The following is a 15047-nucleotide window of genomic DNA, read 5'->3' as shown; positions in this document are numbered from 1 at the left end:
ATGTCCAGTCCCTGAGCCAGCTGCAGGGCGATTGTGCCCATGCCACGAGCCGGAAGAGTGGCATCGCCCTCAGCGAGCATCTTCCAGCAGAACTGAAAGACCCGCGCCGATGTCTGTAGGCTCCGATCCAGAAAAATCCCGCCAAAGAACGGACGGATAAAGTTCTCGATAAAGAGCGGTGAGAAGCCCCGGCGCTTTAAGAACCGCTCCGTGGTCTCGTCGGGGCCGTCTAAGAGTGCGCTCATAGGCTTTGCCCCTACTTCCCCCGAGAGCCGCCAGGTGCGCCACTTGTCCTCTAGCGTCACGATTCCCGTGAGCACGGAGGGCAGGAGACTATCCGGGTCGCGCGAGGGGTCAGCAAGCACATGGCGGCGATCTCCTTGGGCAATCAGCGCTCCGGGCGAGAAGGCCCGCAGGTCGAGTGTGGCGTAGTCGAGCTGGCGCTTGGCGGCGGGGTAGGCGGTGAAGAAGACCTGAAAGCCCCGATCCAGTGTGAAGCCCTCGAAAGAGTCAGAACGCACTCGCCCTCCGACACCATCGGACTTTTCATAGACCACGACCTCCGCGCCTGCGTTTTGGAGCAAGCGCGCACACGTCAGCCCCGCCAGCCCCGCCCCCACCACGATCACTTTCATAGTGCTATTGTATCTTGCGTTTCCCCTCCCTCCCCCAATAACAAGCCCTTCGGGTGGGAGGGGAAAGCAGGGTACACTTTTGGCTATGTTGCCTCTTCTGTCCGAGCCTCCTGCTTTCTATGGCCCCCTTCCGGTGAAGTACCAGACCAGCCTGAGTGGTGTGGCGACTCTGCTGGAGCCGGAGCAGGCACGGGTGCTTTTGCGGGGGCAGCGGGAGCAGCGGCTACGGCTGGATATTGGTAATAACACGATCTATCACGGAACCCTGAGCCGCTTTATCTACGACGACTCCGAGGTGCAGAACCTGCGGCTGGGGGAGAGCTACGGCGCGTCTTGGGGCGACTGGAGCTGGCAGGCGAGCTTGGTGCAGCGCTCAGGTGGCTTTCTGGATCCTCTCGTTAAATTCTGGCATGACAATGTTGTTCCCTTCAACGACCCACTTTTTAGCACGCTCCCCGGTGGACAGGCACGTCTTGCCATCAAAGACACAGATCCCCTTTTGGAGCGCAATGGCACGGCGGTGGCTCTGAGCAATGTCACGCTCACGGCACGTCGGGCACTTCGGCCCGGTCTGACGGCGCGCGTGGTCGTAAAGGTTCCGGTCGCGGGACGAGGCCAGTTTCTGGATAATAGCGCGGTGGATCTGGGAGTGGGGCTCCTCGGACAGACTCAGCTCACGCCTCGCTGGAGCCTGCACGGGAACCTGAATCTGGTGCGGCAGGGAACCACGCGGGTTGGGGAGCTCTCGGGCGGCTCGCGCTGGTTGATAGGGAGTGTCTTTGCCGCCGAGTTTCGCACCACGAATCGCACGACTCTGGTGGTTCAGAGTGAGGACACGACCTTCCCCTTCCTGCATGACCTACGAGGCGGTAGCAGTCGTCGCACGCAGATGAGCTTTGGAGCCTGGCACGAAGCCGCGCCGGGCACTCTCTGGCACGCCGCGTTCTCGGAAAATATCACGCCTTTTCACACGACGAGCTACACGCCGGATGTCATGATCTCTCTTGGGGTTACGCGACGGCACTAGCAAAAAAGGCGGGCCGTCAGCCTAAGGATTTTTGCCAGGTTCCCGACCATATAGACCATATAGGGCCAAAAACCCTTGGGAGCCTTGCTTCGATGTCGTTTGAGTTTTTACCACTAGATAAAATACGTGCTGCGGAGGATCAGCCTCGTAAGACATTTTTCCAGGAGTCTCTGGAAGAGCTGGCCGCCTCAATCAAAGAGCGAGGTGTCCTTGAACCCATCGTGGTTCGCCCGCACAAAAAATACCCAGGCTTCTATGAGATCGTCATGGGGGAGCGGCGCTACCGTGCGAGTCGGCTTGCCCAGATGGAGACCATCCCCGCTGTCATCCGTGAGATGAACGACGAGGATGCTGCCGCCGATGCGCTTCTGGAGAACTTCCAGCGCGAGGATCTCAACGCGATTGAGAAAGCCCGCGCCATTCAGAGCTTGCTCAAGTTCATGTCCTACGAGAAAGCCGCGCGGACGCTCGGGGTCTCGGACACAACTCTGCGCCGCTCTTTGGATCTGTTAGAGCTTCCTGAGGTCATTCAGGCGGAGCTGATTACCCGCCCTGGAGCGATCGCGGTCTTCGGCGAAGGACACGCCCGCGCTCTGCTAACCATCAACAAAGACCCTCAGACCCAGATTCGCCTGGTGGAAAAGATCAAGGCGGAGAAGATGGGAGTGGGGGCGCTGGACCAGATCATCCGTGCGATCCAGCAGTACCCGACCAAAAAAGAGATATTCCTAAGGGTCACCGGCTCCGTCGCCGACCAGATGATCCGCTCGTTTAAGGCGGGCGAGGAGAAAGCCAAGCCCTACAAGAGCCAGACCGCCAAAGATCATTTAAAAGGCATTGATCGCAAGCTCAACGAGCTCACCGATACGCTCGATAGCCGCATTGTCGAGTTTATCTCGGTGGAGGAGATGAATCATCTTTTGGCCTCCCTGACACAGATGACCAAGTCTATCGAGTCGTTCACCGGAAAAGTGCGTCAGGCGCTGGAGAAGAAAGACTATGGCTTCCGTGAGGTCTATATCCACTGCCCGCTCTGTGGCCGCATCGAGCTGGTAGGAGCGGTGCGTTGCTCGATCTGCTGGACCGTGCTGCGTCGCTGTGTGGACTGCGGAAACTACGACGCGGGTAATGGCCGCTGCTCGATCTTTACCAAAGAAGTGACGGCAGAAGAGGCAGAGACGCCGCGTGAGACCTCGCTGTCGTATCGCTGTGTGGAGTACCGTCCCAAGTTCGCTCCCAAGGGCCTACCCGTTGCGGGTGAGGCACGGGGCGGTGGCGCAGGGCTCAGAAAGTTTTAGGAAGTGACTATGGGAATCGGCGCAAAACTACGTCAGGCAATCACCTCCAGTTTTATCGAAGTCCGCATGGACGATGCTGAGGTACAGATCGCTCCAGCGTCGGTGCTTGTCCCAAAGCCCGAGCTTGCCCCAAAGCCTGAGGTTGCGGTTGTCGTTCCAGAGCCAGTTCTCAAGATAGACCCTCTCACACCGCCTGACTTGAACGCGGCACTGCGAACCGATGGCTCTCTCAATGATGACGTGGTCTATCGTGGGGCAATCTTAGCTCAGGTTCCGTTCACGGCAGAGCAGGCCATTGATGTGCTGGTAGAGCTACCGTCTGGGGTAACGTCACGCCGACGGTGCCAAGCGATGCAGGAAGCCATTGCAGTCGTCACCGACGATCTTTCTAATGCGGGGCACTTAGTTGTCAGTGATGCGGCCCAGAAGATGGTCTCCTTAAATCTGCATCTTAACCGCAGCCGCGAGGAGCTTAAGAGCTTCCGCCGTCATGTTGCGGAGGAGATGGATCGGCTCCATGAGCAGCTAAACCGCCTCCGCATCTTAGTGGACGAGACCAATGCGAACTACAACGCACTCGATGAAGCGGGACGAGAGCGCGTGGACAACCTCACGGGAGTGATTGCCTTCTTTGATGAGTTTCAGGCGTACTTGCGCTCGGAAGAGAGTGCCGCCGAGGGCAGTAGTGCAGAGCTTCCCGCTTATCTAAGAGACGACACGGCACGAAAGCTTCTTGGAATGGGTCAGGAAAAAGACGCGGCTTAGGCAGTGGTCTGATTTTTAGCTGTGATATAGTTTCCCTGTGGGACTTGTCTACTCCACCGAAAAAGGTCGTCTGTGCCCCGGGTGCAGCGAGTCGCCCTGCCAGTGCAAGCGCGCCCCGGCTCGCTCGGTGGGCGATGGCTTTGTGCGGGTGGGCCGCGAGACCAAGGGCCGCAAAGGCGCGGGTGTCACCACCATTACCGGCCTCCCCCTCGATGACACCGCTCTGACTGCCTTTTGCACCCTCCTCAAGAAACGCTGTGGCACCGGTGGCACGCTCAAAGACGGCGTGATCGAGATCCAGGGTGACCACCGCGACAAAGTCATCACGGAACTCACGGCGCAGGGCTACAAAGTCAAGCGCGTGGGCGGATAGTTTTTTTGCGTTTCCCCGAATAAGTTTCTCTCTGGCGTATCTAAGCTTGCGATGGAGTATGAAATGGCCTGGAGTCCTCAGAAAGCCCACGAGACGCGGCGACATGCGGCGTTTGCGCGGCTCTGGGAGCAGGAGCGTGAGCGGGTCTGGCGGCTGATCGTGGCGCTCTCAGGCAGCCGGGATGAGGCCGATGATCTCACGCAAGAGGTCAGCATCCGGGCACTGGAGGGCTTCTCGCGCTTCCGTGGGCTCTCCTCGGCTTCCACCTGGCTCCACCGCATCACCGTCAATGTTGTTCTGCGTCACCGGGAGCGCCGACGGGAGAGCGTTACTTTAGAAAATGAGACACACACTACCGACGCTGGCCCCGAGCGGCGTGCCGTTCAGTCCGACACCTTGAGGCGCACCCAGAGCGCCCTCGAAAAGCTTCCCGAAGACCTGCGCACCCCGCTCGTGCTGCTGGCCTGGGAGGAGCTAAGCTATAAGGAGATCGCAACCCTCTTGGAAATCCCCATAGGAACTGTGATGTCGCGCCTTCACACCGCGCGGCAGCGCCTCAGAAAGGAGCTGGGCGATGCCCTGTAACCCGCTACTACTAGAAGCCCTCGCCGATGGTGAGCTACGTGGCCTCTCCGCTTGGCGCGTGCGTCAGCACCTGGCGCGCTGTCCAAGCTGCCAAAAAGAAATGGTAGAGCTGGAGGCGCTGAGTGCGGAGCTAAAGGGCATCTCGCCTCTGCCTCAGCCTCTGCGTAAGCCCATCCGGCGGCCTCTGGGGCTCATCCGCCCCGTCTTTGCAACCCTGGCACTTGCCTCCGTCGCCGCGTTTCTCGTGGCACGTGCTCCCGTGTCCGAGAGTCCTCGTCCGATGCAAGCGACACCCGAAGCATCCCCAGAAATCACCCCACACGAGCCTGTCAAGCCACCGTCGAAACCCTCGACTGCGCAACCTACCCAGGTCGCTCAAGAGTCCTTGCCTAAAACACCTCGAAAACAAATCGTACGTCGCGTGGCGCGGCGGAAAACCAAAACCTACCACCGACCACTGGCGGTTGTCAAGGCATTGCCGACGAAAGCGCAAGATCCTGAGCAGGTGATTATCGTCGCCTCCGCTATAACCCTGCCAAAGCCTGTCACTATCGTCCTAAACGATAAAGATGACGAGGGTGGCACCATCCATATTGAATCCACCATCCCCGCGGCCTATGTGGTCGCTCTACAGAAAGAGACTAAATAAATGCGAAATTTTTCCTTCTTACTCGCAGGCTTTGCCCTGCTCACTCCGTTTGTCGCTTTCGGGCAAGAGTTAGCCCCTCTCCCTGCTGAGGCTCCTGAATTTTTCCAGAAAGCTTTTGCGCCAACGCCAAACAATCGCCCCGTTTCTTGCAAAGATAAGACGACCAAACAAGCGCGTGAGGCACTGGAGAAGATCAAGGTAGATCTGGATCTCACGGGGGCAGATCCCCAGCAGGCGTTTCAGATACTCATCAAGCAGATCGGCTCCGACTACGATATTGATCCCGCGTTCTATCCTTTTGGTAACGGAGAGCTTGATCTACCCCAGCGGGCACTGAACATGAAGCTCACCAAGGCATCGGCGGCCCGCGTGCTCGACTCGTTCTGCCAGGCGCTCGGAATTGGCTGGTGGGCAGAAAAAATTGACGACTCGGTGATGGTGCATATTGTCAAGCTACGCGATACGGTGGGACAACTGGACATGCTGGCTAACCTTGGGATAAATTTACCGGCTATCGCAGCACAAGCCGCACGAGGTGCCGAGCTTGGTATGGCAATGGCGGGTCTGGACATGGGGTTCTTACCAAATACACAAGTAAAAGCCGACGCGACCAGCCCACGTGATGTTAAGGCACTCATTGAGGATCTCTGCAAACAAGCGGGGCTGATCTATGCGATTGATAGCACTGTGCCTAGCATTAGCAAGACCCTGGCCTTTGAGAACGTCCCGATCAAGACGGCGCTAGAAGCGCTTTGCGCCACAGCAGATCTGAGCATGAGCGTCTCGAAAAAAGGGGAGAAGACAATCGTAACGTTCTCCAAAGCCGAGAAAAGTGAGAAACTCACCAAGGGTAGAGAGTAGCCGAACCCATCCCCCCGGCCCCCTTCCCTGTCCTAAGGAAGGGGGAGGCAGAGGGGGTTAGGGGGCCAGTCGGGCATCCGTGTCGCGGATGATGTTGCTGACGGCGGTTTTATTGAAGCCCTTAAACCCCTCCCAGCGCTGGAGGATTTCGAGATGGCTGCCCAGTGCCCCGACCGTGGCGAATTTTTCGGCCTGCTCGCTCGTGAGCTGCCCGGCAGCTACTAAAGGCGCGAGGCGCTCGCTTGGCACCTGCCAGGGCTCCCCGACCGTGAAGGCTTGCCAGAGCATTGGCAGGTCAGTGAAGGGGGCCATGACGCCAAATCCGGCAGCAATCGCGTCGTCCTTGACGCGCTGGCAGAGAAACTCGCACTCGATGTGGTGCATCCCCGCCTTGGCAATTGACGAGCCATGCAGGGCGCACCACAGGCCGATAGTCCCGAGCGTTGTGCGGGGAGCTAGCTCAACCGAGGCGAAGTCCAAGTCTAGCTCTTCGGGGGCGATGTCCACATCGGCAAAGATCACAACGCGGCTCTCGGTGTGCTCCAGAACCTGTGCCCCCCAGCCTGCTTCGGCTCCCGCGTAGAAGCGCTCACGGCAGAGAAAGCCCATCGCGACAAAGAGCCGGATGAGCGCGGGAAACGCGGCGCGGGAGCACCGATACGTGTGGTGGTCGTGGTTGGCCCAGCCGATCCCAATCGCTTCCTGCCGGGCGTACTGCCAGCGTGCGGCGGTGTTGCGGGCGAGGTAGTAGGCACGCTCTGCGGCGAAGAACTCCTCAGTAGCGCGGCCCAGCCCCAGCGTCTTGACGTGCTTCTCGAAAAGCTCCTGCGCGGCGGCAATGCTCACGGCCTCGTCATCGGTGCGGGGGCGATTGGCAAAATCCGTACGTACGGCTTCTAATCCGTCAGGACGGGTTTGCGGCGCAAAGCCTTGGTAGCCGATACGCACGATGGGCATCAGCTCGCCGTGGGGCAGTGTGAGATGAGCGCACTGGTAGCCCGAGTCGTCGTCGCCGTGGCAGGCCTCAATCGCGAGGTCGTTTTTCGCCGCAAACTCGGAAATATTTTCGACACCTAGCGCTAAACACGGCGTCGTGCGCTTGGCCTTGATCCGAAGCCGGGGCAGGCGTGCCCCCGGATGCTCCCAGACCTCATCGCCCTCGGGGAGCGTGGTCTTGACGAGGCCAAGCGCCTCCCATTTTTCGATCAGGCCGTCGCTTGGTGGCAAGATCCAGTGGTCTACAAGCGCAAGAATGTCCACGCCTGCCTCGTCGGCAAAGCGCTGTGCGAGCTGCGCGATGAGCGGGTTCTGGTTGGCGAAATCGGCAAAAAGCTCATGGAAGTAAGCGGCTGCCTCGGGGCAGCGCGGCCAGGGGCCTGCGGGATTGGTCGAGGGCGTACTCATGGGTATAGTATAGCTCGCAATAGCAGGGAGATCAAAGCGCCACGTCCCCGTGGGTGCAAGACATAAAAGTGGTGAGGCTAATACCTGCGAGGAGTTGAAAATTCCTCGCTGAACGCCTTCGGCGGAACGTCCTGTCGGACGAGGAGGCGTTGATTTACCCGCCCGGCAGGGCGTTCGGCGCGAAGCGCCTCTAGCGAGGGATTTTCAACCCCTCGCTGTGCCTGGAAAACGAGGTTCTACCTCACCACTTTTTTGTCCTGCACCTTGCCCCCGTGGCGGTGCTGCTAGCCTTCTCCTTGCACGGGGTCTGATCTTGTGTGATTTGCCCTCGGAAACAGATTCCTGTAGAATTCTTTTATAGAGTAGCTACAAGTGTCTTTTAATAGGATTTATTAATTATAATGAAAATCGCAGACGATAAAAAAATCAACTTGGACTTCCAAGAAAAACTCCCTCTTTGGATGACAGAAAATCATGTTCCAACGGTTGGAGTTGCCGTCATTGAAAAGGGGAAACTGAAACTTGCCAAAGTTTTTGGTGAGCTCCAAAAAGACACTATCGCGCCCAAAGATACACTTTTTGACGTTTGCTCACTGACGAAGCCCATTGCTGCAATGACCGTGTTACGATTAGTGAGTGCAGGCAAATGGGATTTGGACGAACCCCTCTTTCACTACTGGATAGATAATGATGTCAAAGATGATATACGGCTTAAAAAACTTACAACGAGGTTTGTATTAAGCCATCAAACAGGATTTCCTAACTGGAGATGGGATACCCCCTCGAAAAAATTAAGCTTCAGTTTTGAACCAGGCACTAAGTACCAATACTCAGGCGAGGGATTCGTCTACATGAAACGTGCGATAGAAAAAAAGCTTGGAAATTCCTGGAAAGACATCACGAACGATCTTTTATTTACTCCTCTTCGCATGAAAAAGACGCGCCTTGTCTGGGATAGCTCACTCGATCGGTCGTTGTTAGCTGTCCCTCATAATGAAAATGGTGATCCGCTAAAACCGGAGTTTGAGCAAAAACTAGACCTGACACCACATCTGGCGACAACTCTCGATGATATTGAATATCACTATAGCCCAGCGGGTTCGTTGGTAACAACCGTCGAGGAATATGCAAAATTTGCAATAAATGTTCTTAACGGGGCAGGACTATCTAAAAATATTTACAAAGAAATGAGTACCTCTCAAAGGAAAGTGTTCGGCTCTTTATCTGCTGGATTAGGCTGGTTTATTATCAATAATTTAAGTAAGGACCAATATGCTATTGTTCATACAGGGGACGATCCGGGATTGAGGACAGTGGTAGTTCTTCTCCCTCAAAGCAAATGTGGCGTTGTCGTTCTTACGAATGGGGACAATGGAAATAAAATCTATAAAAATGTCATTAAAGAATCACTTAGTGTTGGTGGGGAACTCGTTAAGACAGTCGGATTCTAAGTAACGATTTCCCCCCATGGGCTCCCTGCCCTCTAGTAGGGCCTCACTAACTTCACGGTTGCCTGAGTTCGGGTGTTATTGGCGTTAGGATCACCAAGAATCACGAAGATGTCCGCACCATTGGCACGGGAGCGCTGGGTGTAGGCGAGGTAGAAGTTGGTGCCGTTGCGTGCGCCAACATTGGCGGCGTTGCCACTGCCGTTTTGTGAGAGAACTCGTGCGGAGAGCGTGCGGAGGGTGTCGATTCGATAGATACCCGTGGCGATTGCCTGGCGCGTGGTTGTGGTGCCGCGCTTTTGCTGGTTGTAGCTGGTGCTCACCGAGATCGGCTTGCTGACCAGAAAGCTCTGGCCGAAGTTGAGGTCGGTTGTCGGGAGCCCGCCCTGCCGCCCGCGACCCACCCGCAGGCCGCCGCCCTGAAAGAGCGTGCGCTGGTTCCAACCAAACCCGATGCCACTGGAGAAATCCTCGAAGCGCTTGGTGACACTGTCCTGACGGCGGCCCTGGCTGGCATCCAGCGAGAGGCTGTTGCCCTTGCGGGTCTGAAGACTGACGCTACTGCCAAGGTTCTCGTAGAAAAAATCTCCGCTGGTGAGGCGATCGGCTTGGCTGTAGTCGAGCTTAAAGTCGTAGGAGAAAAGAGGGCCTTTGTCGAACTGGTTACGCAGGCTGGAGCTGGCTGACCAGCCCTTGCGATCCAGGTTCTGGACAAGTCCCATGGTGCTGACAAAGTCCGACGAGAGCTGGGACTGAATGAGGGTGTAGCTGGGCTTGCCGTTGGTGGAGCTGCTGTTGAGGTACAGAACACTGTCGTTGCCCTTGGGCTGCGCCCCAAGCCAGGTCTGGGTGCGGCGCAGATAGGCGGTATTGCGACGGTCTTTGGCCATCCAGCCGTAGGTGCCATGTGCCTCCGCAACCCGGTTGGCGACGATGCCGTAGAGATTGTCCGCGGTGGCAGAGACTCCCACCTCGCTGTAGAGCCCAAGGGCCTGCTTCACCGAGACAGCCATGTTGTCTCGGTCGGTCTTAGTGCTCCGCGCCTGCGAGGCCACGAGCCCCACGGAAGTGGCACCGTCTCGCCCGACGACTTTCACCCCGGTGTCGAACTGCTGGATGCGCTGGGAGTAGAAGAGCTCGGGGTTGGGGAGAAACTCACTGCCCTCCGCAAAGAATGGGCGACGATCCGCGACAAACTGCTCGTTGTAGGAAAAGTTAACACTGGCGACGTTCTGTTCGATGGTCTGGAAGTCCGGGTTGATCGCCATCAGGCCCGTGAGCGTGGTGGAAAACGGATACTTGATGTCCATCCCGACGCGCCCGCTCTGGCCGCTGGGCTTGGCGGTGGCAAACGTGTAGGGTAGAAAAACGGGCTTGGGGGCGATATCCGGCATGGGCTGCGCGAGCTGGAAATCTGGGGCCGTCTGTGCGAGCAGCGAGAGCGACTGGCTGTCGGAGGGCACGGCGGGCCAGATGGTGAAGTTACTCTCACGAGTCATGGCGCGAATCAGCTGCATCCCAAAGACCTTGGACTTGGCCGGGTGGCGCATCAGGCCAAAGGGAATCGCCAGCTCACAGACCCAGCCATCCGCGACTCGCTTGCTCACGCCCTTCCAGTCGCCCGCCCAGGTGATGTTGTCTGCTGTGCCCCCTTCCAGCGTGTGGTAGAGCGTCCCAATCGGGTTGATCGAGAACGCCGAGAGCCCCCGATGCAGGTGCTGGCTGTCTATCAGCACGGTGATGTGGTCGTCGCCGTAGACCGCACCGCTGCCGCGCTGCGTCTCACTGGCACGGATCTGCTCGGGCTGGGTGTCGTAGCAATAAAACGCCACATAGAGCGTCTTGCCATCGGTGGTCGCCCATGCCTCGGTCTTCTGACTGACAGGCGTGCTACTGCCAAACCGCGCAAACTCCCCAGCTTTGAGTGCATCTTTCCAGCACGCATCCGAAAGGTCGCCATCTATCTTGGGCGGCGTTTTCGTCGTCGGAAGCGTGAAGTTCTGGCGCTGGGTAGGGGCCGCGTGGACGACGGCGGGAGTGATCGGCATCATTTATTTATTTCTCACGCAGTAGAGCGAGTTGGCGGTTCGGATCAGCAGACGATCTCCGGCAAGAGCGGGCGTGGCCATGCACATGTCGTCATCGGTGAGGCGGTTGGTTTGAAGTAACTCGAACTTATCCCCTGCCTTGAGCACGTAGCAGACACCGTCCTCGCTCAGGCAGTAGATCTTGCCATTGGTGGCCCAGGGCGATGACGTAAACCCGGAGCCAATCGGGAGGCGCTCTCGGTCGTAGAGTGGCTTGCCGGTCTTGGCATCAAAAGCACTAAACAAGCCCCGGTCATAGAGCACGTAGATTTGGCCCTCGTAGTAGAGCGGCGACGGATTGTACGGCCCGGCGGTCGGGTTCGACCACGCGATTACCGTCGCGCTTCCCGTGATATCGCCGCTGGCTCCGGGGCGGATGGCGTAGAGAGGCCGTAGCTGGTCTCCGACATAGCCCGAGCTGACAAAGAGCAGGCCGTCGCCGGTCATCGGGGTGGGAATGGCGATGCTCGACATCCCCTTGAGCGACCAGAGCAGCTTGCCCTCGTTGAGATCATAGCTACGAACGGCGCGTGTGCCAGGAACCACCAGCTCGGTGCGCGAGCCACTCTGCCAAACAAACGGCGTCGCCCAGTTGCTCTTCTCATCACGCTCGACTTGCCAGAGGGGCTTGCCCGTTTTGGCGTCGAGAGCCAGCAGCTCCGCCCTCTCGTCGTTGTCGTTGAGCAGAAAGAGGCGGCCTTGGTGGAGAGTTGGCGAGGCGGCGTAGCCCCAGCCAAAGCGTGTCTTGCGTGGCTCCAGCTTCTTTGACCAGAGCTCCTTGCCGGACTTGGCATCCAGCGCAAACACCCCGAGTCCACCAAAGAGCGCGTAGACCCGCTCACCATCCGTCACGGGAGTCTCCGCGCCGTAGCTGTTCTTGAGATGCACAGTCGTGGTCGGTGCGCCCCGAAACACGGTCTTTTCCCAGAGCGCCTTGCCGGTCGTCAGGCTCAGGCAAATCACATTAAATGAGTGCTCGTCTTTGGGGAGCTCCAGCCGCTCGCCGCCAAAGTACAGGCCCTTTTTCGGCTTCTCGCCCTCGCCGGGGCGCACGACAGCCGTCACATAGACTCGATCGCCCCAGACAATCGGCGATGACCAGCTCTTTCCGGGGAGCGCGGTGCGCCAGGCAATATTCTCCGTCGCCGACCAGCGTGTGGGCAGCTTAGTGCTTGTACTCACTCCGGCAGCGTTGGGGCCACGAAACTGCGGCCAGTGGGTTGTCTGTATGATTTTTAGCATAACGTTCTTTCCGCTCCTAGACGGATTGCCTCGATGGCCTCTTGGTAGCGCCAACCATCACGGAAGGTTAGGTAGGGCGCGTGTGCCTCGCCACAAATATCGGCGACGAACTCTCTGACATGGGCGGCCCAGCTCCGATCACGACAGCATTTAGGTCTTTTTTCATAGCTCCTGGTAGACCATTGTCGCGAGCCGATTTCCCAGGCCAGGGGCGCTGGGAACCCGTTGCTGGACAAAGATATGAAAGAGTTTCTCGCGGGGAACGATATTGAAGTCCGTGTTCGCATAGCCGCCCCAGGAGCCCCGTAGCGCTTTTCGTGCTCCCGAACCGGAGCCAATCATCACGTCTTCCAGGGCGAACCCAAGGCCGAAGCGAAACGCTCCGCCAACCCCGTTTAGCTGATCGGTGAACATCAGCTTGAGGGTATCGCTCTTGAGGAGGCGCTTGCCCTTGTGTACTCCATCGTCCACGACCAGCTGGCAGAACTTGGCGTAGTCGAGGATTGTGGAGACGAGGCCACTGCCGCCGCCGAGAAACTCAAAGCCTTCGTTGTAGGGGCTGGTCGCAGCCGCATCCACAAGCGTGAGCTTGCTGTCTTGGCCCGTGTAGCACGAGGCAAACCGAGCACGCTTGTCTTTGGGCACGACAAACGCCGTATCACGCATTTCGAGCGGCCCCAGCATGGCCTGCTGGAAGTAGCGATCTAGAGTCTTGCCGGACCATATCTCGATCAGCCGCCCGAGAATATCCACACTGAGGCCGTAGGTAAAGCGCTCGCCAGGGTGGTGGAGGGCTGGGACACGGGCAAGCGCTTCCGCGGCTTTCTCAATGGTCAGCTTGGGCGGCAGCATCCCAACCGGCGGGCGGTAGAGAAGTCCCTCTTTGGCGAACGCCACCCCGATCGCCGGGTCGCCGTCGCCGTAGCTATAGCCCGATGTGTGCCGAAAAAGATCGCGCACCGTGAGGGGGCGCTTGGGGGCAGTACGTCCGCCCTTCCCGTCCATAACGGTGGAGTGGGCAAACGCGGGAATGTACTTGGAAAGGGGATCGTCGAGCTGGAACTTGCCATGCTCCCAGAGCATCATCGCCGCCACGGATGTGATGGGCTTGGTCATGGAGTACATCCGCACGAGCGTGTCCGCCGTGAAGGGCTTTTTCTCCTCACGGTCGCGTAGCCCGACAGCTTCCAGATGAATCACCTTGCCTTTATGCATCACTAGGTGCACGCCTCCGACAAGCTCGCCTGCGGCGAGGGCACGCTGTAGCTCTTGTTTTGCTTTCGTGAAAGACTTATCCATAGCCATTACCTTGAGTCTCGAATCCATTCCGCCAGCAAAGGCTGGGCGTAGTCTGTGAGGGCCGCGTAGGCATCGTCGGTGAGATGCAGGCCATCCTCAATAAAAAAATGCTCGACTGGTGCGTTGTCAGAAAAGAAGACCGCGTTGCTCTCAACGTAGAGATCACTAGGAAGCAAGCCTTGCGCAAGCTGCGCATGGATCGCCTCGATCTGCTCCCACTTGCCGAGCTTCTGCGGCGCTTTGATGATCCCAAAGTAGGCCAGTTTTGCGTGTGGCACGAGCGCCTTTAGCGTCGCGCGGCAGGCCAGTACATTGGCGACAATAGCCGCATCGCTCACTTCAGCATTGAGGTCGTTGCTGCCACAGTAGAAGAGCACAAAATCGGGCGACTCCTCGGCGAGCACTGCGGCGAGGTGCTCGGCCCAAAATGCGGTGACGGTTCCCCCGATAGCGCGATTGACCACATGGCAGCCTGGCACAGCATTTTGGACACACATCCACTGCTCAAAGATTGAGCTTCCCATAACGAGAACCGTTGGTTTCATCTCTTGCTGTGCTTCTGGAAGAATAGCAGGATTTCCTCCGCGAGGCTGCGCTTCGGGTCTTCGAGGTGCGCGGGCCAGTCGTGGCCGCCGCCGTCTAGGGTGTAGAGGACGAACTCCGTACTGTCGCGCTTTGTCCACCAGCGAGTGCGGGTGAGCTTGCCGCTGGTTTTGGCCACGCGCTCGGTGAGGCTCAGGGACTTTTCCCAGTGCGCGGCGACGGCTTCGGTGCCGTAGTAAGGCCCCCAGCCGTCGCGGTTTTGCAGGTCGCCGTCCCAGAGCGTGACGGTGTCCTTGGTGCCATGAACCTCCATAATCGGGATGCGATTCTTGGCCGTGAGGGTCTTGTCCCAACCGACCATCATGCAGCCGGCAATCGGCGCGATGGCGCGGACAATCGGCTTGGTTTGCCGCGCCAGGTAGTAGCTAAAATCCGCGCCGTTGGACATTCCGGTGGAGAATACCCGCTTGGGATCGAGTTTGTACTGTTTGATAAGCTGGGCCACAAGCTGCTGGGCGAACTTGACGTCGTTTATCTTCGGGTCCTGGAACTGGTACTCCACCTGGAAGTTGCGCTTGCCTTTCGCATCCGGGAGGCCATCGAGGTAGGCAAAGACGAAGTGATGGGCATCGAGAATCTTGGAGAAACCCGCCCAGCCGCGCATGTCTTCCGCGCTTCCGCCGAAGCCATGACAGACCAGCACTAGCCCTTGGGGGTTCTTAGGCACCTCAAGGAGATAAGAGCGCTCACGGCCCTCGACGGTTATCGTGGGCATCTACTTCCCTTGGAGCCTCTGAATAATTCTCGGGCGCCCTTGCTCTATCTGTTTTA

Annotated in this window: 15 protein-coding genes; 8 read left to right on the top strand and 7 right to left on the bottom strand. The window is 58.2% G+C overall.

Annotation, left to right across the window (positions count from 1 at the left end; genetic code table 11):
- A partial coding sequence (locus tag RMO15_RS08555) for an FAD-dependent oxidoreductase (RefSeq protein WP_309710630.1) occupies positions 1 to 635 on the bottom strand: 635 nt, incomplete at its 3' end.
- An 85-nt stretch (positions 636 to 720) separates the two neighbouring features.
- On the opposite strand from RMO15_RS08555, the gene RMO15_RS08550 reads away from it, so the two are divergent.
- From RMO15_RS08550 to RMO15_RS08520, 7 genes are all read left to right on the top strand, one after another.
- A complete protein-coding gene (locus tag RMO15_RS08550; RefSeq protein WP_309710627.1) occupies positions 721 to 1662 on the top strand; it encodes a hypothetical protein in 942 nt (313 codons plus the stop codon).
- Positions 1663 to 1754: 92 nt separating this feature from the next.
- Positions 1755 to 2960: a ParB/RepB/Spo0J family partition protein gene (locus RMO15_RS08545; RefSeq protein ID WP_309710624.1), complete on the top strand. Its 1206-nt coding sequence runs from the start codon at positions 1755 to 1757 to the stop codon at positions 2958 to 2960.
- A gap of 3 nt (positions 2961 to 2963) precedes the next feature.
- Positions 2964 to 3725, top strand: a complete 762-nt coding sequence (locus RMO15_RS08540) for a hypothetical protein (RefSeq protein ID WP_309710621.1) — start codon at positions 2964 to 2966, stop codon at positions 3723 to 3725.
- 37 nt (positions 3726 to 3762) lie between these two features.
- Complete coding sequence (locus RMO15_RS08535) at positions 3763 to 4098, top strand: translation initiation factor Sui1 (RefSeq protein WP_309710619.1); 336 nt, start codon at positions 3763 to 3765, stop codon at positions 4096 to 4098.
- Between the two features lie 63 nt (positions 4099 to 4161).
- Entirely contained in the window at positions 4162 to 4683 is a 522-nt protein-coding gene (locus RMO15_RS08530) for an RNA polymerase sigma factor (protein WP_309710615.1), read from the top strand.
- Positions 4673 to 5332: a zf-HC2 domain-containing protein gene (locus tag RMO15_RS08525; protein WP_309710612.1), complete on the top strand. Its 660-nt coding sequence runs from the start codon at positions 4673 to 4675 to the stop codon at positions 5330 to 5332. The genes RMO15_RS08530 and RMO15_RS08525 overlap by 11 nt, the downstream gene beginning before the upstream one ends.
- Positions 5333 to 6193 (top strand): hypothetical protein, encoded by an 861-nt coding sequence (locus RMO15_RS08520; RefSeq protein WP_309710603.1) that lies wholly within the window; start codon positions 5333 to 5335, stop codon positions 6191 to 6193.
- A gap of 57 nt (positions 6194 to 6250) precedes the next feature.
- Here RMO15_RS08520 and RMO15_RS08515 read toward each other — a convergent pair whose 3' ends face one another.
- Positions 6251 to 7597, bottom strand: a complete 1347-nt coding sequence (locus RMO15_RS08515) for a hypothetical protein (protein ID WP_309710592.1) — start codon at positions 7595 to 7597, stop codon at positions 6251 to 6253.
- 401 nt (positions 7598 to 7998) lie between these two features.
- On the opposite strand from RMO15_RS08515, the gene RMO15_RS08510 reads away from it, so the two are divergent.
- Positions 7999 to 9048, top strand: a complete 1050-nt coding sequence (locus tag RMO15_RS08510; protein WP_309710589.1) for a serine hydrolase domain-containing protein — start codon at positions 7999 to 8001, stop codon at positions 9046 to 9048.
- 32 nt (positions 9049 to 9080) lie between these two features.
- Here RMO15_RS08510 and RMO15_RS08505 read toward each other — a convergent pair whose 3' ends face one another.
- The 5 genes from RMO15_RS08505 to RMO15_RS08485 form a co-directional block, all read right to left on the bottom strand.
- On the bottom strand, positions 9081 to 11096 hold the full coding sequence (locus RMO15_RS08505; RefSeq protein WP_309710587.1) for a DUF5916 domain-containing protein: 2016 nt from the start codon (positions 11094 to 11096) through the stop codon (positions 9081 to 9083).
- On the bottom strand, positions 11097 to 12374 hold the full coding sequence (locus tag RMO15_RS08500; RefSeq protein ID WP_309710584.1) for a PQQ-binding-like beta-propeller repeat protein: 1278 nt from the start codon (positions 12372 to 12374) through the stop codon (positions 11097 to 11099).
- 162 nt (positions 12375 to 12536) lie between these two features.
- Positions 12537 to 13673: a serine hydrolase domain-containing protein gene (locus tag RMO15_RS08495; RefSeq protein WP_309710581.1), complete on the bottom strand. Its 1137-nt coding sequence runs from the start codon at positions 13671 to 13673 to the stop codon at positions 12537 to 12539.
- A gap of 5 nt (positions 13674 to 13678) precedes the next feature.
- Positions 13679 to 14218 (bottom strand): GDSL-type esterase/lipase family protein, encoded by a 540-nt coding sequence (locus RMO15_RS08490; protein ID WP_309710576.1) that lies wholly within the window; start codon positions 14216 to 14218, stop codon positions 13679 to 13681.
- Positions 14215 to 14991: a hypothetical protein gene (locus tag RMO15_RS08485; protein ID WP_309710573.1), complete on the bottom strand. Its 777-nt coding sequence runs from the start codon at positions 14989 to 14991 to the stop codon at positions 14215 to 14217. Before RMO15_RS08485 ends, RMO15_RS08490 begins: the two co-directional genes overlap by 4 nt.
- Between the last annotated feature and the right edge of the window lie 56 nt (positions 14992 to 15047).

Origin of the sequence: Armatimonas sp. (assembly GCF_031410135.1) — a bacterium.
In the GTDB taxonomy this organism is placed as follows: domain Bacteria; phylum Armatimonadota; class Armatimonadia; order Armatimonadales; family Armatimonadaceae; genus Armatimonas.
The sequence above is the reverse complement of the archived record's forward strand: the minus strand, read 5'-3'. Positions and strand labels throughout refer to the sequence as shown.

Excerpts from the sequence above, each read along its gene's own strand:
- RMO15_RS08490 (WP_309710576.1), bottom strand. The coding sequence starts at position 14,218 with ATGAAACCAACGGTTCTCGTTATGGGAAGCTCAATCTTTGAGCAGTGG.
- RMO15_RS08485 (WP_309710573.1), bottom strand. The coding sequence starts at position 14,991 with ATGCCCACGATAACCGTCGAGGGCCGTGAGCGCTCTTATCTCCTTGAG.
- RMO15_RS08520 (WP_309710603.1), top strand. The coding sequence starts at position 5,333 with ATGCGAAATTTTTCCTTCTTACTCGCAGGCTTTGCCCTGCTCACTCCG.
- RMO15_RS08530 (WP_309710615.1), top strand. The coding sequence starts at position 4,162 with ATGGCCTGGAGTCCTCAGAAAGCCCACGAGACGCGGCGACATGCGGCG.
- RMO15_RS08550 (WP_309710627.1), top strand. The coding sequence starts at position 721 with ATGTTGCCTCTTCTGTCCGAGCCTCCTGCTTTCTATGGCCCCCTTCCG.
- RMO15_RS08515 (WP_309710592.1), bottom strand. The coding sequence starts at position 7,597 with ATGAGTACGCCCTCGACCAATCCCGCAGGCCCCTGGCCGCGCTGCCCC.
- RMO15_RS08510 (WP_309710589.1), top strand. The coding sequence starts at position 7,999 with ATGAAAATCGCAGACGATAAAAAAATCAACTTGGACTTCCAAGAAAAA.
- RMO15_RS08500 (WP_309710584.1), bottom strand. The coding sequence starts at position 12,374 with ATGCTAAAAATCATACAGACAACCCACTGGCCGCAGTTTCGTGGCCCC.
- RMO15_RS08545 (WP_309710624.1), top strand. The coding sequence starts at position 1,755 with ATGTCGTTTGAGTTTTTACCACTAGATAAAATACGTGCTGCGGAGGAT.
- RMO15_RS08505 (WP_309710587.1), bottom strand. The coding sequence starts at position 11,096 with ATGATGCCGATCACTCCCGCCGTCGTCCACGCGGCCCCTACCCAGCGC.
- RMO15_RS08495 (WP_309710581.1), bottom strand. The coding sequence starts at position 13,673 with ATGGATAAGTCTTTCACGAAAGCAAAACAAGAGCTACAGCGTGCCCTC.
- RMO15_RS08525 (WP_309710612.1), top strand. The coding sequence starts at position 4,673 with ATGCCCTGTAACCCGCTACTACTAGAAGCCCTCGCCGATGGTGAGCTA.